This is a genomic window from Listeria immobilis (genome assembly GCF_014322845.1).
Classification (GTDB): domain Bacteria; phylum Bacillota; class Bacilli; order Lactobacillales; family Listeriaceae; genus Listeria; species Listeria immobilis.
Genome location: NZ_JAASUA010000004.1, coordinates 137,503 through 157,166 on the forward strand (window position 1 = coordinate 137,503; position 19,664 = coordinate 157,166).

Genomic DNA, 19,664 nt, shown 5'->3' on the forward strand with positions numbered 1-19,664 from the left:
ATGACTCGTGTGACAGTATGGAATGAATTTTTACATGAAAAAGAGGATGACTCAGTGCTTGCAATCTATCCAGATGGAATTCATGGACAAATTGCTAGTTTTCTAGAAAAAGCTGGATTTGATGCGAAGACAGCTACCCTAGAAGAACCAGAACATGGTCTTACAGAAGAAGTATTAGCGCATACCGATGTCTTGATTTGGTGGGGGCACATGGGTCATGATCGTGTAGAAGATAAGATTGTTGATCGTGTGCAAAAGCGTGTTTTAGAAGGGATGGGCCTTGTTGTACTACATTCCGGGCATATGTCCAAAATCTTTATGCGATTAATGGGTACCAGCTGTGATTTAAAATGGCGGGAAGCAAATGAAAGAGAGCGACTCTGGGTAGTTGACCCAACACATCCAATTGCTCAAGGAATTAACGAGTTTATCGAATTAGATGAAGAAGAAATGTATGGTGAGCATTTTGATATTCCAACACCGGATGAATTAATTTTCTTAGGTTGGTTCGAAGGCGGCGAAGTTTTCCGAAGTGGCATTACGTACAAAAGAGGAAATGGGCGGATTTTTTACTTCCAACCAGGACATGAATCCTACCCAACCTATCACCATCCGGAAATCCAACAAGTAATTATTAACGGAGTCCAGTGGTGCGCAGAAGGTAGAAAAACATATCCGGCATATGGAAATCATCAACCACTTGAAAAAATAGGGAGGAAATAAAAATGAAATTAGGCGTTTTTACACCATTATTTGCTAATTTATCATTAGAAGAAATGTTAGATAAAGTAAAAGCAGCAGGACTTGATGCAGTGGAAATTGGGACGGGTGGAAATCCGGGAAACCATCACTGTCCAACAGATGAACTTTTGGAAAGCGAAACCGCTCGCAAGGAATATTTAGAAAAATTTACTAGTCGAGGATTAACTATTAGTGCCTTTAGTTGTCATGATAATCCGATTTCACCAAATAAAGAAGAAGCAGCTGCGTCGGATGAAATTTTGCGTAAATCAATTAAATTAGCTTCTTTAATGAATGTTCCGGTTGTTAATACATTTTCTGGAACAGCTGGAGATAGTGAAGATGCCAAAGCGCCAAATTGGCCGGTTATTCCATGGCCGACTGTTTATAGCGATATTAAAACTTGGCAATGGGAAACAAAACTAATTCCTTATTGGAAAGAAATTGGCGAACTAGCAGCGGCTTCTGGCGTTAAAATTGGTATTGAATTACATGGCGGATTCTTATGCCATACACCATATACCATTTTAAAACTACGTGAAGAAACAAATGATGCTATTGGAGTTAATTTAGATCCTAGTCATTTATGGTGGCAAGGAATTGATCCAGTTGGCGCTATTAAAATTTTAGGAAAAGCCGGAGCAATCCATCATTTCCACGCAAAAGATACGTATTTAGATCAAGATAACATTAATATGTATGGTTTAACTGATATGCAACCGTATGGCGATGTTCAAACGAGAAGTTGGACATTCCGTTCAGTTGGTTGTGGTCATAGTTTAACTGAATGGTCAGATATTATGAGTGCACTGAGAACATATGGCTACGATTACGTAGTTAGCATTGAACATGAAGACCCATTGATGTCCATTGATGAAGGATTTGATCGTGCCGTTACAAATTTACAATCTATTTTAATTAAAGATAAACCACTAGATATGTGGTGGGCTTAACGATAAGAAAGGATGTCTTAGAATGAAAAAATATCAATTAGTAATTGTTGGTTACGGCGGAATGGGAAGCTACCATGTAACTCTTGCATCTGCAGCTGATAATTTAGAAGTTCATGGTGTATTCGACATTCTCAAAGAAAAACGGGAAGCTGCCGCGCAAAAAGGTTTAAAAATCTATGAGAGTTATGAAGCTGTTTTAGTAGATGAAAATGTGGATGCTGTCCTTATTGCAACACCAAATGATAGTCATAAAGAACTGGCTATTCGCGCACTCGAAGCAGGAAAACATGTCGTTTGCGAAAAACCCGTTACGATGATAAGTGAAGATTTATTAGCAATTATGGATGTATCAAAAAAAGTAAATAAACATTTTATGGTCCATCAAAATAGGCGTTGGGATGAAGACTTTCTTATTATCAAAGAGATGTTTGAACAAAAAACGATTGGTGAAATGTTCCACTTAGAATCGCGGGTACACGGGGCAAATGGTATTCCTGGGGATTGGCGTCATTTAAAAGCACATGGCGGCGGAATGGTTCTTGATTGGGGTGTTCATTTACTTGATCAATTATTATTCTTAGTTGATAGTAATGTGAAATCCGTCTCTGCTAATTTAAGCTATGCGCTTGGTGATGAAGTCGATGATGGTTTTGTATCTTTTATTACTTTTGAAAATGGAATTACTGCACAAATTGAAGTGGGAACGACTAATTTCATAAAATTACCACGTTGGTATGTCAAAGGAACAGAGGGAACTGGAATTATCCATGATTGGGATTTAAGTGGTAGTATCGTTAAACCGACTGCACTTGCTAAATTATCGGAACCCACCCCAATACAAGCAGGACAAGGTCTAACAAAAACAATGGCACCTCCAAGCGAAGAAGCAACCGAGACTTTACCATTAATTGCTCCTGGCCAATTAGCTATGAGTTTTTATGATAATTTTGTTCAAGTATTAAATAATGAGAGCGAACCAATCGTCCAAAATGAACAAGTTTATCAAGTTTTAAAATTAATTGAAGCTATTTTCCAAGCTGCCGAATCAAATAAAACCGTCCATTCCATTTAAAAGATGTTTTAGCTTTTGGCTTTGTGGAAAACAATACTATGAAGATGTTTTCTTCTATTGAATACAATCTAATTAGGAGGGTTATTTCAATGAGTGAAGACAATGGTATCAAAGACAAAGCAAAAGGACTTAAAGACAAACTGGTAGGCGACGCAAAAGATCAATATGGTAAAGCAACAGATGACAAAGGAAAACAAGTCGAAGGTAAGGCACAAAAAGCTAAAGGTGAAGTAGAAGACAAAGCCGGCGATGCTAAAAAGAAATTATCTGAGTAAGTACAGATAAAGCGGATGTGAAGTAAAATTCACATCCGCTTTTTAATAACTGATATGCAAAAACGTTTTGCTATCCTTAAAAAGAGCGTTAGTACAAGCTGTTTTTTATTTTTCGGCTAAGTAATTCATTTTATTTGGCATATTTTTGATTTTTTTATAATTAACTACCATTTTATTTTCGCTGATTAATAATTTGAACTGCGAATCTTTTGTTAACTGCTTTTCAGAGTAAAATGTTAGTTTCTTTTGTTTTCCTGTATCATCATAAACATTCGTTGCATACTTATAACCTTTGAATTGATTTATTTTAACTGGTTTTCCAGTTGTAGCTACTTTGAGGTAGTAGGGTTTGACAGCTGCATCTGAAGGTATAGCATATTCCCAAACAGCGCAGATAGCTAGAAGAATAGTAGCTAATATAATGGATATCTTTTTTTTAGTAAACATCATTCTTCACCTGCTTTCTTATATTACATTTAGTTTACAATGAAAAAATAACTTTATCCTGTTCATTAACTAACAAAATCTACTCTCAACCTTACATTTTTGTCAGAAAGGTTTAAGAAAGTAACTTATAAGATTGTGAAGATAAAAAAAGTGAAATTGGAGCTACTAAATATAGGTCAAAAGAAAAAAATAACCACTATAAGTAGTAGCTTTTTAAAATTAGAAATGTGCGAAAAAACACATGATAAAGTAATGAAAAATTTTTTTATTTGCTAAAAACCTTGTTGTTATCATCTTTTTCGAGTTTTCATCATTAAAACCAAAGCACAATATCTTGCATTCACAATCAAAAAGTTATACTATATATAGTATCGAAAGCGAAATATTGCTTCATCGCCTTTTAACTTTTATTGAGGGGAATTTGCTCCTTTAAAAGTTAATTTTTTTGCTCCACAGAATAGGCTTACTTGTTCACAGGACGAATAAAAGCGCAAAAATGAATCAGATATTTTTACAACGAGGAAAAAAGGATGAAATGGGGATTGCAAATGACAACTTACATAGTAAAAGACGGGGGAAACAGAAAGCTACCTTTTGACAAAAGCCGATTGGATGGCTATTTAGAGAAAATCCATGAAGAATTTCCAAAACTTGATTTAGAAGATTACAAACGGAAAGTTTTTAATTTTGTAGAGAAAAAAGAAGATTATGCAGCAGATGAATTAGTGGATTACTTAATTCGAGAAGCGGAAGCACGTACAGATATCCATATTCCTGAATGGGAACATTTTGCAGCACGTCTTTATTTAAATAAATTATATAAAAAAGCAAGTAAAAATCGTTTTTATAATGATGATGATAAATATGGTTCTTATGTAGGGCTTCAAGAAAGTCTGGGAGAACGCGGTATTTATTCCGGAAATATCTTAAAGAACTATTCTAAAGAAGAATTAATTGAAGCAGGAAAATTAATTGATCCTGAAAAAGATAAATTATTTACTTACAATGGTTTATATTTGTTAGCTACTCGTTATTTAGCAACGGATTCTGAACGTAATGTCTATGAATTGCCACAAGAACGTTGGCTGACAATTGCGCTTTACTTAATGCAAAATGAACCAAAAGAAAAACGTATGAATTTAGTTGGAGAAGCTTACTGGGCTTTAAGCAATCTTTATATGACTGTTGCAACACCAACACTTGCAAATGCAGGAAAAGTTGGCGGACAATTATCTAGTTGCTTTATTGATACAGTGGATGATAGTTTACAAGGAATTTATGATAGTAATACAGATGTTGCTAGAGTTTCTAAGCACGGCGGTGGAGTTGGCGCATATCTTGGTTATGTTCGTTCAACAGGAGCAGCTATTCGTGGTGTAAAAGGCGCAAGTGGTGGCGTTATTCCATGGATTAAACAGCTAAACAATACCGCAGTCAGTGTCGATCAACTGGGACAACGTAAAGGAGCAATTGCTGTATATCTAGACGTTTTCCATAAGGACATTGAATCTTTCCTAGATTTACGCTTAAACAACGGCGACCAACGTTTACGCGCACATGATGTATTTACTGCAGTTTGTATTCCAGATATTTTTATGGAAGCAGTAGAGCGTCGCGGAGAATGGTATTTATTCGATCCACATGAAGTAAAAGCGAAAAAAGGCTGGTACTTACAAGACTTCTATGATGAATCAAAAGGAGAAGGTACTTTCCGCGAAAAATACGATGAATTAGTTGCTGACGAAACAATCAGCAAAAAAATTGTTAAAGCAATTGATATTATGAAACGTGTAATGATGAGTCAGCTAGAAACCGGAAATCCATTTATGTTTTATCGTGATGAAGTAAACCGGATGAACCCAAATAAACATGAAGGTATGGTATACTCCAGCAATTTATGTACCGAAATCATGCAAAATATGAGCCCGACAAAAATGATTCAAGAAATTATTTCAGGTGATCAAATTGTTATCACAAAACAAGCCGGAGATTTTGTTGTATGTAACTTATCTTCTGTTAACTTAGGTCGTGCAGTGGTGGCGGAAGAAGAAGGTACTTTAGAACGCTTGATTGAAGTAGAAGTACGGATGTTAGATAATGTTATCGACTTAAATGAACTACCAGTACCACAAGCGACAATTACCAACCAAAAATATCGTTCGATTGGACTTGGAACATTTGGATGGCATCATCTATTAGCACTAAAAAACATCGCTTGGGATTCCGAAGAGGCAGAAAAATATGCTGATGAATTATATGAACAAATTAATTACTTAGCTATTCGCGCTAGTAACAAACTAGCTCAAGAAAAAGGTGCCTATAAAGTCTTCAAAGGAAGCGACTGGAACACAGGAGAATACTTTGCACGTCGTAATTATAATTCACCTGAATGGCAAGAATTAGCAAAAGAAGTAGCAGAAAAAGGTTTGCGAAATGCGTATCTTGTAGCTGTAGCACCAAATATGAGTACGGCACAAATTGCTGGTTCAACTGCATCTATCGACCCGATTTATAGTGCATTCTACTATGAAGAGAAAAAAGACTACCGTCGTCCAGTTATTGCACCAGACTTAAATCTAAGCACATACCCATACTATGAAAAAGGTGCTTACAAAGTAGACCAATTTGCAAGTGTTCGTCAAAATGGTCGTCGTCAACGTCACGTAGACCAATCATTAAGCTTTAACTTCTATGTACCAAGTGGTATCAAAGCAAGTAAACTACTTGAACTTCATATGACAGCTTGGAATGAAGGGCTAAAAACGACATACTATGTTCGCTCAAATGATATTGATGTGGAAGAGTGCGAATGGTGCTCTAGCTGATAAATCTCTAAAACATGTAGAAATAACATAAAATAAAAGGGAGGGCTTGCCAAAATGGCTGACCAAAAAGAACAACTTACACGTATTAAAATTTTAGAACCTTTATTTCCTAATCGTTCTACTTCCATTATAAACGGAGAAACTAGTGGGATTTTGAATTGGAATGATATCCCTTATCCATCTTTCTACCGTGCTTATAAAGAACTTTCTACTAACTACTGGATTCCAGATGAAGTAGATATGAAAAGTGATGCAAAGCAATATCCCGCTCTATCAGAACAAGAAAAATATGCGTTTGATGCGATTATTGGCTTGCTCGCAACACTAGATTCTCCGCAAACACGTTTTATCTATAATATTGCGGAATATATTACTGATCCAGCTGTCCATGCAAATGCAGCAATTATCGCTCAACAAGAAGTAATCCATAATGAAAGTTACTCTTATGTACTTGCTTCTATCACAAATTTACAAGAACAAAATCGCGTATTTGAACTTGCGAGAACACATCCAACAATTATTAAACGTAACGAACCAATCATGGAAGCATACGATGACTTTATGAATAATAAAACAGGGGAAACACTTGTAAAAGCATTAATTCAATCTTCTATTTTAGAAGGAATTAATTTCTATAGTGGTTTTGCATACTTCTACAACCTTGTTCGTCAAAATAAAATGACTGGAACTGGGAAAATCATTAGCTTTATCAATCGTGATGAACTAGCACATTCCAAGTTTATTTCAGAAGTAATCCGGGCAATCCTTGGCGAAAACCCAGAATTACAAACAGAAGAGCTAGTGGAATATACACACAAAGCTTTCCGTCACGCTGTAGAACTGGAAACAGAATGGTCTGAAGAAGTTTTACAAGGTATTGAAGGTATTGATGTGGAAGAAATGGTTGACTACGTGAAATACCGTGCCAACAAAATGTTAGGAATGCTTGGTATTCCAGAACTTTATCCAGGACATAGTGATAATACAATGACATGGATTAAAGCTTATGCAGATAATTTTACAGAAACAAAAACCGACTTTTTTGAAATGCGCAATTCAAGCTATAAAAAAACGAATTTGGATAACGGATTCGACGATCTATGAGAATTCTGTTAGCCTATGATTCTTTAAGTGGTAATACAAAAATGGTGGCTGATGAAATTGAAGCGATTTTACAAAGCGAAGGACATGATGTTGTGTCCTTTCGCGTATCGCCTCTAGCCGAGTATCCGCTTGAAGAAGATTTTGACTTGTACGTGTTGGGGGCATGGACAGTCGACTACGGAAGAACGCCGCCAGATATGAAAGATTTTATCGCGGAATTAGCCGTTAAGCCCAAGAATGTAGCCATTTTTGGCACTGGGGAAACACAATGGGGTATGGATTTTTATTGCGGAGCCGTTGACCGAATGGCAAAATACTTTGGAACAAATTATCCAACTTTAAAAATAGAACAAATGCCACACACTGAACAAGATGTGGCTGATATAAATAATTGGGTCAAGGAAATTTTAACAATAAGGAGTGGAATTAAATGACAAGTATTGAAATTAAATCAGCTGAAGAGTTTGCAGCTCATATTAATGGAGAAGAATTAGTATATGTAGATTATTGGAAAGACAATTGTCCTAATTGTAAAATGCTTGACCTTTCTTTTGCTGAATTCAAAAATTCTGAAATCGCGAATAAAGTGAAAGTATTAAAAGTAAAATTAGAAGAAATGGGTGAAAATTTCTTTTTTGATCGTGATGTACAACAAACACCTACACTAGTATTATACAAAGGCGGCGAAGAAATCCACCGTTTAAATGGATTTATTCCTCCAAATAAAATTGAAGAAGCTATTTCTCTTAATGCATAATCACAATAAGTGACAGGTCCTATCTATAGGGATTTGTCGCTTATTTTTGCGCTTTATTGCGCAATTATTCACAAATTTGTTTTATGTAAGGAGCTAAAATTTTGAAAGAATTACAAGATGAAATCACTATGTTTCTGAAAGAACGTAATTGGTTAGATCAGTATAATCATCCAAAAGATCTTGCGTTATCATTATCACTAGAAGCAGCAGAATTGCTCGAATGCTTTCAATGGAAAACCGATGAAATAGCAGTGAAGGAAAATCGGGAAGAAATACTGAAAGAAGTGGCAGACGTGATGATTTATGCTTTGCAAATTGCGGAGAGTTTAGGAGCAGATGCAGAGGAAATTATTCAGTTAAAATTAGCCGAAAATCGTACAAGAACTTGGTCAAAGTAAATTTAAAAGCAAAAAATAAAGCTACTTTACCTTCAAAGATAAAGTAGCTTATTAGTTAGAAAGAATAGGAACGTTTACGGCGTTTTTTGGAACGAATCATTGTAAAAATTCCTGTGATTATTAGAATAAGGGAAATAATACAAACACCAAAGCCGATAAGTCCGGATATGCTAAAGGAAACACCAAAGCCAATCAGACCAACAAGAAATATTACTAAGCCAGCTAATTTCATATATAAACTCCTTTCAGAAATCTTATCTCTATTATAAAGGAATTAACAGGAAAAAATAAGACTTTAAAAATAAAAAAATTTTAAAGATGAAAGTTATTGATAGAGCATAGGTTCGCATAAAAAGAAAATAGTCAAGACTGCAAACGAAAAAAATTATCTGTTATAGTAAGATAGGAAGAGAAGCAAGGAGGAAAACATATGGATTTTAAAGAATATCAAATTTTAGCAAACAGGACTGCAGCAACACATGAACAGGCACTGACGAATTACGGACTTGGGATTGCAGGAGAGGCCGGTGAAGTTGCCGATTTGATTAAAAAATATGCTTTTCACGGACATGATTTGAATAAAGAAGCTTTAACAAAAGAACTTGGCGATGTACTTTGGTATGTATCACAAATTGCGAAGTGGGCGGATATTAGTATGGAGACAGTGGCAGAACTAAATATTGAAAAATTAAAACGACGCTATCCACAAGGCTTTTCCACAGAGCGAAGTAAACTCCATATCGATTAAAAAAAACGTTTGTATGTAAGAAGAATTTTCCTACAATACAAACGTTTTTAATTTTTTAGTGAGCTAGAAAATCTACTAAATAGTATAAAAATGACATATTGAATAATAGAGAAATAGAATACAAAATTCCAGAATGGCCAGTGGAAAACACCAAACATAATTTGCAGTGATTCAATGGGTTGAGTAAGTAAATGGATAGAGTGCAACCGCGAAAATCGGCCAATATAAATAGCATAACTAGATAATAATATTAAGCTAATTAAAAGTAGTTGATAGCTAAGGCTACTAGTCCAGTTGAACCGTCTTCTAATTTCAGCAAGCATTTTTGCAAATGACCAAAATCCAATAAATAGACCAAAGAAAACACCAACGATAATATAAGTGAAATGGCGCCATAACCAAGGAGCAGTGGATATAATTCCATCTGCACTATAAATTTCTAATCGTTGTAAATGTAACAAATCAGTTAAAAGATAAGGGGAATTCGGAAAAAATACCAGCCAAACAAGTGCAAGTGGCCAAAAAATCCACCAAACACGAGGTTTTTTTGTAAGAAATACAGCTATTTCAAAAGGGATATAAGCAAGCCCAACGTTTAATATCAAAAACGTATAAGTATCTGCTGTAAAATACAGTATAAGAAAATAACTAACTAAAAAAGCTCGGCAAATCCATATTGCTTTTTTCATGAATGCTCACCTCGTGCTAGCTATTGTATCATAAATGGAGTTCCTGGGTGAAACTTAACTTGCTAAATGAAACAAAAGTACTAAAGATAAACCAAATGCAGAAAGTAAAATAGAACCAACCAATGCAGCGGCAAAAGGTTTAGCGCCCATTTTTCCAAAAGAAGGCAGGTGGACGTTTAAACCAAGTCCTCCCATAGCCATAGCAATTAAGAAATAAGCACAGACAACAAGGAAATCAGTTACAGTTGATGGAATGATACCAAAACTATTAATGGCACTTGTTGCTAAAAAACCAAAAATAAACCAAGGTACCGGAAGTTCTGCCCAAGAAAAACGATTTTTTGTACCAACATTAACCATCTTTGCAACAACAAAACAAACTGGAACAAGTAATGCCACACGAGTCAGTTTTACAATAACTGCCATATCAACCGCTGAAGTACCACCAGGATCTGCTGCAGCGATAACATGGGCTATTTCATGAAGTGTAGCACCTGCAAAAATCCCATAACCATTAGGACCAAGCGGTAAAATTGGGTAGATAAGTGTGTAAATGATAGTGAAAATAGTTCCTAGTAAAGCAATAATCGTTGCAGCGACTGCCGTTTGATTATTATCTGCTTTTACTTGAGGAGAAATAGCCACAACCGCTGCTGCCCCGCAAATCCCAGTTCCACAAGCAACTAAAATAGCTAGTTTTTTATCTACTCCAAATAATTTAGCTAAAAAATAAACGATGGTAATCCCAAAACTAAGGCATAGCGCTGCAATAAGAAATACACGCCATCCAGCATGGTAAATATCCACTAAATTCAATCGGAAACCAAGTAAAATGATTCCAGCCCGAAGAATAACTTTATTGGAAAATTGAATACCCGTAAACCATTTTTCTGGTATTGGAATGAGAGCACGAATAATAATCCCGATTAAAATAGCTGTTACAAGTTGTCCAAGAATCATTAAAAATGGCAATTTAGCTAGAAAATACGATAGTCCAGCGATACAAAAAGTGAGTGCTATACCATACCAAAAGGTTTTCAGGCGAAATAATGATGGATTCATACTGTTCCTCCTTTCTTTTATGCTTTTACTTTACCATTTCCTTTTTTATTAGTAAAATTTATATTAATTATATTATTGATAAGTAAAATTTATGGAGGTGTTGAATATGGATGAGGCGCTAAGAACCTATATTAGAGTGGTAGAATTAAAGAGTTTTACGAAAGCATCTGAGGAATTACATATATCTCAACCAGCAGTGTCTTTGCAGTTAAAGAAATTAGAAGAGCGGTACGATACGGAATTAATTTATCGACAAGCTAAAAAATTTGTTTTAACGGCAACGGGAGAAATGCTATACCACCGTGCGAAACAATTAGAAGGTTTATATAGACAGGTTGAGGATGAAATCAGTTTATACCATCATCATTTAAAAGGGAGATTGCGAATTGGCGCTAGTTTTACTGTTGGGGAATATTACTTACCAGCGATGATTGCTAAATTCCATGCAAAATACCCAGATATAACATTAGAATTAATTATTGAAAACACTGCAAAAATTGCTGATAAAGTAGAAATACTCCAAGTGGATATTGGAATAATAGAAGGACAAATAAATAAAAAAGACCTTGAAATAAGTGCGTTTTTAGATGATGAAATGTGTATTGTTGGCCCAGCAACTGGGGAAATGGAAGCAATTCAAAAAGGCACAACATGGATTGCTCGAGAAGAAGGTTCAGGAACACGGGAATATTTAGATCATATTATTAGTACAAACGGCTGGAATATAGCAGAGCGAGTTGTAGCGTGGAGCAATATGGCCGTTAAACAAATGGTTCTTGAAGGGCTAGGATATACCATTATCTCCAAAAGTGTGGTAGAAGCTGAAATAAGGCAAGGGAAATTACGTACTTTTAATGAAGATAAAACAATGATGCGCAAACTTTCTGTACTTAAAAACAAACAAACTTTGGAAAATCGAATTGCAGAAACATTTTTAGCTTTTTTACGGGAGAATCAGTAAATAAAACTAGCTTTTTAGAGGCGTTGTGATTACAATAAAAAAGAATACATTTTAGAAAGGGAGAGGCAATGAAAGATTATTTTATAGATCGTTCCTATAAAGCGTCTATGGGAATAGCAAATGCCGTTCTTGTAACGCTTGGTATTGGGCTTCTGTTACAAACTATCGGCCAGATGACTGGAATCTCATTTCTGGTGACGATTGGTGCGATTGGAAAAACGATGTTAATTCCTGGCATAGGCGTGGGTATTGCAATGTGCTTGTATGCTAATACACTTGTAACGATAAGTGCGGCTGCATCTGCTGTAATTGGTGGAGGAGCTATAGCAACATTGTCTGGTGGTGGCGTTGCAATTACTAGCGGAGAACCAGTTGGAGCTATTTTAGCTGTAATTGTAGCTGTTTGGACTGGGAAACGCATTACAGGGAAGACTAAGTTTGATATGATTTTGATTCCAGGCGTATCACTTCTCGCTGGTGGACTAAGTGGTATTTTATTTGCGAAGATAATGGCGCCGATTTTAGATTCTGTTAGTCTAGGAATTAGCACTTTAATTGGTGGTTCCCCGCTGATTTCATCCATGGTGATCGCTTTTGTTTTTGGATTACTTATTCTAAGCCCAGCATCATCTGCGGCTCTCGCAATTGCACTTCAATTAGACCCAACAGCAAGTGCAGCGGCATTAATTGGTTGTTCCGTTCAATTTGTATCTTTTGCAGTGTTAAGCTATCGAGACAATAACTGGGGAGCATTTTTTGCACAACTTATATGTACACCAAAACTACAAACACCAAATATTATTAGAAAGCCGAGTCTTATGTTAGTACCATTATTAACAACAATAGTCGCCGGACCGCTTGGAGTGATGGTTTTCCATATTCAAGCATCTAGTGAAGTAGCTGGACTCGGATTATGTGCGTTTGTTGCACCACTTTATTTAATAGCAAATTATGGATTCAGCACATTAGCTGCTTTTATTTTGGTTGCAGTTGTCTTGCCAGGTGTTATTGCACTTATTGTCAGACCAATATTAATCAAAAAAGAACGATTGAAAACAGGAGATTTAACTATTGAATTACAGTAAATAAAACGGAAAAGTAGGACAATTTAGTTCTGCTTTTTTGTTACAATAAAAGACTAAATTAGCTGTTTGAAAATGTGTCATTGTAACAAAATGTACATAATTTTTTTCTGAAATATCATATCAAAAAGTATTCTTTTCGTGTAAAATATATCCTTGTAAGCAATAAATATTAAAGAGGTTTAAATTATGGAAAAAAGTGGATTTGTTGCAGATCCAATTTATGGAGAAATCAAGAATGAAATAATGACTAACACTTTGGAAAATGGCGAAAAAGTGAATATAGACGACATTATGAAACGATTTCAAGTCAGCAAACACGTGGCTTTTGGTGCTCTTCATTGTTTACATAAAAGTGGTATGATATGTGAGGAAAACGGAGGCAAAAGTTTTTCAGTAACTACTAAAAATGAAACAGAGCATCGCGAGAAATCTCGATTAAAGTTAGCTTTTTTTCATCTTAACTATGCTGTACAGAAATTACAAGATAAGGATGTAGAAATTTGTGCCACCTGTCTTCGTAGGGAATTAATCTATATAAAACTAGCTGTAGCTGATCAAGATGCAGATGTGTTTATAAGTCATGTCAAAAATTTTTATGCTTGTATGATTCACTACACAGAAATGCCTACGATGGAGAGAAATATTGATACTTTCACAGTACTCCTGCAAAAAATGAAAGAAAATAATGAGAAGCTGTTTTTCGACGAATTTAAAATGGATATTACCAAATCATTAGAAGAATTAGTTACTCATTTAGAGGCAAAAGAGTTTGAAGCATGTCACTTAGTAATCCAAAAATTTTACGATAAAAATATTTCAATTTTATTTTCGTAATCGAAAAACCCTGTATGACAACTTTCGTCACACAGGGTTTTTCTTTTCGGATGAGCTTGTCTTGCCACTCATCTGATGGGCCGGACCATGTCTGGATGTTTCTGAACAAACATACAACATTCGGAAAACGGTGAGGCATTTTCGAACAAGTAGACCATTTTTTTAACTCTTCCTTCTCAAGATATTCAACTTACGAATAAATGAGCGTCCGAACTTGTTCAAATAGTGGCCATTAATGAAACGATACTTTATTCGCTTATTTACCAACGTAGTGAGGCTAAAAATATTGATAAATGGGCGACGTAACGAAATTCCGTTCTCCTGCAACCAAGTTAGTTAAGTCCTTGACGCGGCGTATACTCCTCGCCTTCCTCCTGTAAGCTAACTTTAGCTGCTGACACTAAAATCCTTCACCAGACGTTTTGCCGGCATATGACAAAGCTGAGAAAAAAATCAGCTTGTACACCAAGTTTTTGTCATTAGCATCACCTTTTTTGTTCGTTGTATTCTATATATAGCCGTTATTCAAAATTGTAAACGCTTTATATAAAAAATGATTATAAAGTCATAGGTTAAGAAATGAAATAGGGTCTTTAGTCAGAGAAAATAAGCCATTAAAATATCATCGACAAAATTACCTTCAATAATAAATTCTTTTTCAAGCCGTCCTTCTTGTTTAAAACCATTCTTTTCATAAAAACGGATGGCGCGTTGATTAATAGATAACACACGCAAGGAAATTTTGAGATAGCCATTTTCACGAGCAATCTCTTTCATTTTATCCATTAGTAATTGTCCAATGCCTTCGCGTTGATAATCAGGATGCACAGCAATATCAAGTTCTACTACATGTTTATTGGAAGGAAGTGGAATAGGCGATTTATAACCAAGAATTCCAATTACTTTATCCTCTTTAACAACAACCACTTTGGAACCAGGAGGGCTTTTAAGTAAAAATTCTGCTTCGCTGTCAAAATGAACGTTCCCAGGAGTTGTTCCAGGAGTCCATACTAAATGTTCTAATTCTATCATAGATGCTGCATCTTCACGAACGGATAATCTAATTTGCATAATATATACCAACTTTCTTTATTTTCTTTTTGCGTAAGATAGAGAGGTTTTCCAAGTTTTCCATAAGCCATCATTGGAGTAGAGTAATACATTTCCTTGGTAAAGGCGCACAGTAAGGAAGAAAGCCCCGACTACACTTAATGTAAGAATCGCTAGTGAACTAAAGATACCAAGTGTGGAAACGGATAAGAGGTCCATCCGGGCTAGCATCATCATTGGTGAAAACGTTGGGATATAGGAACCGATAATTACTAGTAAATTATCAGGTGCATTAGCTGCTGCGATAGAACCCCAGTAGCCAATAATTGCTAGAATCGTCATTGGATATATGAACTGCGCAACGGTTTCTACATTTGGTACCATTGAGCCAATCATTGCTGCAATTAAAATATATAAAAGCAATCCTAAAATGACAAAAAGTAGATTTAATACAAGATAATAAGCAGGAAAAACAGCTAATTGATCGAGTATATTTTGAACCATATCTGTATTTTTACCAGCAATCAAGACAATTGCTCCACAAACGACATAAAAACCAATTTGAGTTAAGAGCATTAGAATAATAGCGGTTAATTTAGCAAATAAATGTGTTGTTGCCGAGACGCTAGATAAAATAACTTCCATAATTCGTGTACCTTTTTCAGTAGCTATTTCAGAGGCAACAATATTTGCGTAACTCATAACGAAAATAAAGATAACGAGCGTTAAAATTAATACAGCAGCACTCATTACATCTTTTTCATGGTTTGTTAATTGATTACTTGCTTCTAAATCATTGGTAACTGAAACGGGAGAAGTGATCTGATTTAGTTGATTGTTTGTAATTTTATATTTAGCTGCTTTTTCGGCAACTTTGGTAGCAGTAAGATCATCTGTTAATCGTGTAATGGTATCTTGTCCAGCAGTTTCTTCTGTGGTATAAACGGCACTTACTGTGTCATTTTTTTCGGTTATTGTAACAAAACCATCAATATCTCCCTTTTTTAGAGATTTTTGAGCTGTTTCTTTATCTGTGATGGCTGATTTCACTTTAAAATGAGTATCATCTTTGGTTAGTGCTTTTTCGTAAATAGGGTTAGCTGTTAAAACGGCAATCGTAGTAATATCACTAGTAGAATCAAAATATTCCACCATTTTTGGTATCCCAGCAATTAGTATGGCAATTAAAACTGGAAATAAAAGGGAAATCAAAAATGATTTTGTTTTTACCCGACGTTTATAAACTTGCTTGGTGATTACGCCAAATTTACTCATTTGAATTCACCAGCTTTCCACTTAAAGATTTCTTCTAATGTAGGGGCTTGAAGGCTAAATGTTTGAATGAACCCATCTTTTGTAACATATTCAAAAATTTTCTCTGCATCGGATTCCTTTTCAATTTCTAGTTGGAAAACGCCGTCACGTTGGGTTTCAATATGAAGTACTCCTGGTAGTGCCGCAAGTTGTTCTTTTGTATGGTGCGATTCAATGAAAATACGTTTACGACCAAACGCGGACTTAACTGATTCAGTAGTTCCTTGAAGAACCGTACTGCCTTTTTTTAACATTAAAAGAGAGTCACATAGCTCCTCTACGTTTTCCATACGATGGCTAGAGAAGATAATAGCTGCTCCAGAAGCCCGTAAATCGAAAACAAACTTTTTCAAAATTTCTGCATTTACAGGGTCAAGACCACTAAAAGGCTCATCTAAAATAACTAGCTTCGGTTGATGGATAATGGTACTTAGCAGCTGGATTTTTTGTTGATTTCCTTTGGATAATGTCTTAATTAAATCTGTCTTTTTACCAACAATTTCAGCACGTTCCAGCCAATCATCTATCTCACTTTTTATTTTTTGTTTAGGGTAACCTTTTAATTCCGCAAAAAATATTAGTTGCTCCTCAATAGTGACATTAGGATATAAACCACGTTCTTCCGGCAAATAACCGACAATATTAGGGTCAATTTTGCTTACTTCTTGACCATTCCAAGTGATTTTTCCAGAAGTTGCTTCTAAAAAATGCAAAATAAGTCGGAAAGTAGTTGTTTTGCCGGCGCCATTTTGTCCAATAAGTCCAAGTATTTTTCCTTCTTCCACTCGAAAAGACAAGTCATTCACAGCTGTTTTATCAGCAAATTTTTTTGTTACATTATGTAATTCTAGCGTCACATGAACACCCCTTTCTAATTTCTTTCCACCACTTATTATACGTTGTTAAGTTACTATTGTCTTCCTAAAAGTAGCTTAAATTTGCTTCGGGTGAAAATGATTTTTTTCACAAACTCTGCTAAAAAATTGTCTAGTGTAGTGGACATAACTTGTTGTAACCGTTTTCTTTTATTTGTGTATAATAGACCGTAGAGGAGGTGATGAAATGCTTCTAACTAAAACGGAGCGAGCATTAATTAACTTGTTCTTAACGAAAAATGACTTTTTAACAGCTAATCAACTAGCGGAAATTTTAGATGTTTCTTCTAAAACGATTTATCGCAGAATCAAAAATATTAATAACGCAACAGGTAAGAAAGACATCTTGATTTCGGAAAAAGGACGTGGTTTTAAACTTGATTATAAGTCCTATATTCAAGCAAAGTTAGAGACTTCAGAAGATATTTTTGGCTATACACCTACTGAAAGAAGAGAAAAAATATTACTTCAAATATTATTTAAATCACCTAAGTATTTAAATATCCATCATTTATATGAAGGTTATTATGTCGGTTACAACTCCATTAAAAATGATTTTGCGCTGTTAAACCAATCGATCACAAAGTATCATTTAACCATTGAAAAAAAGCAAAAAGAAATACGTGTGGTTGGAACAGAAGAAAATATTCGAATAGCAATTAATGAGGTAATTAACAATTTGGATTTATCTAGCTACGATGATTTGAAAACGGATTATAGTGATTTAAATAAAGCGGATGTGCAATTTATCGTGCAACAAATGGAAATTATCGAAAATAAACTAGCTATAAGTATCCCTTATCCATATGATATTAATATTTTCTCGCATCTTTATATTTTGATTAATCGTTTTCGACAAGGTGAGGTGGAAGAATTTGGTGAAAGTAGTGAAAGCGAAACGTATGTTATTACAAATGAGACACTCCACATAATTGCAGTTGAAGCGATTGAGGCGATTGAACAATATTTGAAAATGAAACTACCAGAACGCGAGACTTTTAATTTTCTCCAATATTTAATTTCTTCACGTTTTAATCATGAAATTGAACTATTTCCTAACAATGTACTACCGATAGTGGAGGAAATGACCGATTTTTATATTAATGAAGTGGCCGCAAAAATTAATATTCCTATCAATAAAAAGCAGCTGAAAATTGAACTTTTAAGTCATATGAAGCCAATGGTAAACCGAATGAACCACCAGATAAATATTAAAAATAATTTATTAAGTGATATTAAATTGGAGTATGGAAATCTATTTGAAATCATTAAAGATACGGCTAGAGACGTTGCTAAAACTTTTAACCTCCAAACCATATCTGATGATGAAATTGGCTATATAACCATCTACTTTGCCAAACATATGGAACAATCACCTTTAATAAAACGAATTCTTATCATGTGTTCAAGCGGGATTGGCACATCTGAATTATTAAAAGTAAAAGTGCAAAAAGCATTTCCTGATGTAGAAATAGTGGACGTTTTATCATCTACAAGATTCAAAAATAATATACAAGACTATCGGAATATTGATTTTATTCTAACAACAATTAAAACAGATAACAATGAAGAGATTCCTTCACTACTAGTAAGCGCAATGTTTACAGAGAAAGATAAGTTGATGGTGAAAAAATTAATGGAAAGTTTATAGGAGGGGAATATATGGATATTCAAGAGTTAGATATTAGCAAAGTCATTAATCCAGCACTTGTAAATCTAGAATTACAAGCAACAACCAAATTAGAAGTAATTGAAGAACTAACTGATTTACTAGTTAAAGCTGGCGCGGTTGCAGATAAAAAAGCTTTTATAGCAGACGTGTTATACCGGGAAGAAGAAGGGAAAACTGGCCTAGGTGAAGGGGTGGCTATTCCACATGGTAAATCTGCTAGTGTAACTAATACTTCCATTGCGGTAGGACGAACGCAAAATCCGATAGAATGGGAATCTTTAGACGATAAACCAGTTAATATTATTATTCTTTTCGCAGTCAAAAATTCAGATGCTACGACAACCCATATAAAATTACTTCAAAAAGTAGCGATTTTACTTGCAGATGATGAGGTGATAGGACAATTTCAAACTGTACAGACAAAAGAAGCATTCATTAAATTGTTAGCTAAAAACCAGATTTAGGAGGAGTTTAGGATGAATATTATTGGAATTGCAGCATGTACATCAGGAATTGCACATACCTATATTGCCAAAGAAAAACTAACGAAAGCTGGAATTGCCCTTGGACATAACATTCATATTGAGACACAAGGAACAATTGGTATTGAAGATGAACTCTCAGCAGAACAATTAAAAAATGCGGATGTAGTAATTATTGCAGCAGACATTAAAGTTAGCGGAAAGGATCGTTTTAAAGGGAAAAAAGTAGTCGAAATTCCAACTGATTTAGCTATTAAAGCACCAAAACAAATTATTACAAAAATAGATAATGAAATAAATAACTAGGGAGTGGACCGGTA

23 protein-coding genes are annotated in these 19,664 nt (G+C 34.9%); 16 read left to right on the forward strand and 7 right to left on the reverse strand.

The genetic code is table 11. The features are described 5' to 3' along the window. The 4 genes from HCJ45_RS07260 (at position 1) to HCJ45_RS07275 (ending at position 3,041) form a co-directional block, all read left to right on the forward strand. Positions 1–723 (forward strand): ThuA domain-containing protein, encoded by a 723-nt coding sequence (locus tag HCJ45_RS07260; protein WP_185348985.1) that lies wholly within the window; start codon positions 1–3, stop codon positions 721–723. 2 nt (positions 724–725) lie between these two features. Beyond that, positions 726–1,694 carry a sugar phosphate isomerase/epimerase family protein gene (locus HCJ45_RS07265; RefSeq protein ID WP_185381056.1) on the forward strand — a complete coding sequence of 323 codons (969 nt, stop codon included), beginning with the start codon at positions 726–728 and terminating at the stop codon, positions 1,692–1,694. A gap of 22 nt (positions 1,695–1,716) precedes the next feature. Next, entirely contained in the window at positions 1,717–2,766 is a 1,050-nt protein-coding gene (locus tag HCJ45_RS07270) for a Gfo/Idh/MocA family protein (RefSeq protein ID WP_187124363.1), read from the forward strand. Positions 2,767–2,855: 89 nt separating this feature from the next. Beyond that, positions 2,856–3,041, forward strand: a complete 186-nt coding sequence (locus tag HCJ45_RS07275) for a CsbD family protein (protein WP_187124364.1) — start codon at positions 2,856–2,858, stop codon at positions 3,039–3,041. 105 nt (positions 3,042–3,146) lie between these two features. Here the strand turns inward: HCJ45_RS07275 and HCJ45_RS07280 are convergent, their stop codons facing one another. Further along, entirely contained in the window at positions 3,147–3,488 is a 342-nt protein-coding gene (locus HCJ45_RS07280) for a YxeA family protein (protein ID WP_185349035.1), read from the reverse strand. A gap of 530 nt (positions 3,489–4,018) precedes the next feature. Here HCJ45_RS07280 and HCJ45_RS07285 point away from each other — a divergent pair. From HCJ45_RS07285 to HCJ45_RS07305, 5 genes are all read left to right on the forward strand, one after another. After that, a complete protein-coding gene (locus HCJ45_RS07285) occupies positions 4,019–6,313 on the forward strand; it encodes a ribonucleoside-diphosphate reductase subunit alpha (protein WP_185348992.1) in 2,295 nt (764 codons plus the stop codon). 54 nt (positions 6,314–6,367) lie between these two features. Further along, the gene (locus tag HCJ45_RS07290) at positions 6,368–7,417 is read left to right on the forward strand and encodes a ribonucleotide-diphosphate reductase subunit beta (RefSeq protein WP_187124365.1); all 1,050 of its coding nucleotides are present in this window, start codon (positions 6,368–6,370) and stop codon (positions 7,415–7,417) included. Next, positions 7,414–7,851, forward strand: coding sequence for a flavodoxin (locus HCJ45_RS07295; protein WP_185348996.1), 438 nt, complete (start codon positions 7,414–7,416; stop codon positions 7,849–7,851). The genes HCJ45_RS07290 and HCJ45_RS07295 overlap by 4 nt, the downstream gene beginning before the upstream one ends. Continuing rightward, positions 7,848–8,174, forward strand: a complete 327-nt coding sequence (locus HCJ45_RS07300; protein ID WP_185381391.1) for a thioredoxin family protein — start codon at positions 7,848–7,850, stop codon at positions 8,172–8,174. The genes HCJ45_RS07295 and HCJ45_RS07300 overlap by 4 nt, the downstream gene beginning before the upstream one ends. Positions 8,175–8,275: 101 nt before the next feature. Next, entirely contained in the window at positions 8,276–8,572 is a 297-nt protein-coding gene (locus HCJ45_RS07305) for a nucleotide pyrophosphohydrolase (protein ID WP_185349000.1), read from the forward strand. A 55-nt stretch (positions 8,573–8,627) separates the two neighbouring features. Here the strand turns inward: HCJ45_RS07305 and HCJ45_RS07310 are convergent, their stop codons facing one another. Continuing rightward, positions 8,628–8,804, reverse strand: coding sequence for a hypothetical protein (locus tag HCJ45_RS07310; RefSeq protein WP_187124366.1), 177 nt, complete (start codon positions 8,802–8,804; stop codon positions 8,628–8,630). Positions 8,805–9,002: 198 nt separating this feature from the next. On the opposite strand from HCJ45_RS07310, the gene HCJ45_RS07315 reads away from it, so the two are divergent. Continuing rightward, on the forward strand, positions 9,003–9,320 hold the full coding sequence (locus HCJ45_RS07315) for a nucleoside triphosphate pyrophosphohydrolase family protein (RefSeq protein ID WP_185349003.1): 318 nt from the start codon (positions 9,003–9,005) through the stop codon (positions 9,318–9,320). A gap of 47 nt (positions 9,321–9,367) precedes the next feature. Here HCJ45_RS07315 and HCJ45_RS07320 read toward each other — a convergent pair whose 3' ends face one another. Beyond that, positions 9,368–10,009, reverse strand: coding sequence for a DUF1361 domain-containing protein (locus HCJ45_RS07320; RefSeq protein ID WP_187124367.1), 642 nt, complete (start codon positions 10,007–10,009; stop codon positions 9,368–9,370). 54 nt (positions 10,010–10,063) lie between these two features. Continuing rightward, complete coding sequence (locus HCJ45_RS07325) at positions 10,064–11,071, reverse strand: YeiH family protein (RefSeq protein WP_185349007.1); 1,008 nt, start codon at positions 11,069–11,071, stop codon at positions 10,064–10,066. Between the two features lie 106 nt (positions 11,072–11,177). On the opposite strand from HCJ45_RS07325, the gene HCJ45_RS07330 reads away from it, so the two are divergent. From HCJ45_RS07330 to HCJ45_RS07340, 3 genes are all read left to right on the forward strand, one after another. Then, a complete protein-coding gene (locus tag HCJ45_RS07330; RefSeq protein ID WP_187124368.1) occupies positions 11,178–12,032 on the forward strand; it encodes a LysR substrate-binding domain-containing protein in 855 nt (284 codons plus the stop codon). Between the two features lie 68 nt (positions 12,033–12,100). Continuing rightward, entirely contained in the window at positions 12,101–13,117 is a 1,017-nt protein-coding gene (locus tag HCJ45_RS07335; RefSeq protein ID WP_187124369.1) for a PTS sugar transporter subunit IIC, read from the forward strand. A 186-nt stretch (positions 13,118–13,303) separates the two neighbouring features. Then, on the forward strand, positions 13,304–13,951 hold the full coding sequence (locus HCJ45_RS07340; protein ID WP_187124370.1) for a GntR family transcriptional regulator: 648 nt from the start codon (positions 13,304–13,306) through the stop codon (positions 13,949–13,951). A gap of 597 nt (positions 13,952–14,548) precedes the next feature. On the opposite strand, the gene HCJ45_RS07345 is transcribed toward HCJ45_RS07340, so the two are convergent. Genes HCJ45_RS07345 through HCJ45_RS07355 form a run of 3 tightly spaced genes read right to left on the reverse strand, consistent with a single transcriptional unit; the run spans position 14,549 to position 17,172 of the window. After that, positions 14,549–15,022, reverse strand: coding sequence for a GNAT family N-acetyltransferase (locus HCJ45_RS07345; RefSeq protein ID WP_185349015.1), 474 nt, complete (start codon positions 15,020–15,022; stop codon positions 14,549–14,551). Between the two features lie 18 nt (positions 15,023–15,040). Continuing rightward, positions 15,041–16,276: an ABC transporter permease gene (locus HCJ45_RS07350; RefSeq protein ID WP_187124371.1), complete on the reverse strand. Its 1,236-nt coding sequence runs from the start codon at positions 16,274–16,276 to the stop codon at positions 15,041–15,043. Beyond that, a complete protein-coding gene (locus tag HCJ45_RS07355; RefSeq protein WP_187124372.1) occupies positions 16,273–17,172 on the reverse strand; it encodes an ATP-binding cassette domain-containing protein in 900 nt (299 codons plus the stop codon). Before HCJ45_RS07355 ends, HCJ45_RS07350 begins: the two co-directional genes overlap by 4 nt. Before the next feature lie 205 nt (positions 17,173–17,377). Here HCJ45_RS07355 and HCJ45_RS07360 point away from each other — a divergent pair, with 205 nt between their 5' ends. From HCJ45_RS07360 to HCJ45_RS07370, 3 genes are read left to right on the forward strand one after another with little or no spacing between them, the layout of a single operon-like run. Beyond that, positions 17,378–18,841, forward strand: a complete 1,464-nt coding sequence (locus HCJ45_RS07360; protein WP_187124373.1) for a BglG family transcription antiterminator — start codon at positions 17,378–17,380, stop codon at positions 18,839–18,841. Between the two features lie 11 nt (positions 18,842–18,852). Further along, a complete protein-coding gene (locus HCJ45_RS07365) occupies positions 18,853–19,326 on the forward strand; it encodes a PTS sugar transporter subunit IIA (RefSeq protein ID WP_187124374.1) in 474 nt (157 codons plus the stop codon). Positions 19,327–19,338: 12 nt separating this feature from the next. After that, positions 19,339–19,650, forward strand: coding sequence for a PTS fructose transporter subunit IIB (locus tag HCJ45_RS07370; RefSeq protein ID WP_185349025.1), 312 nt, complete (start codon positions 19,339–19,341; stop codon positions 19,648–19,650). Positions 19,651–19,664 lie beyond the last annotated feature (14 nt).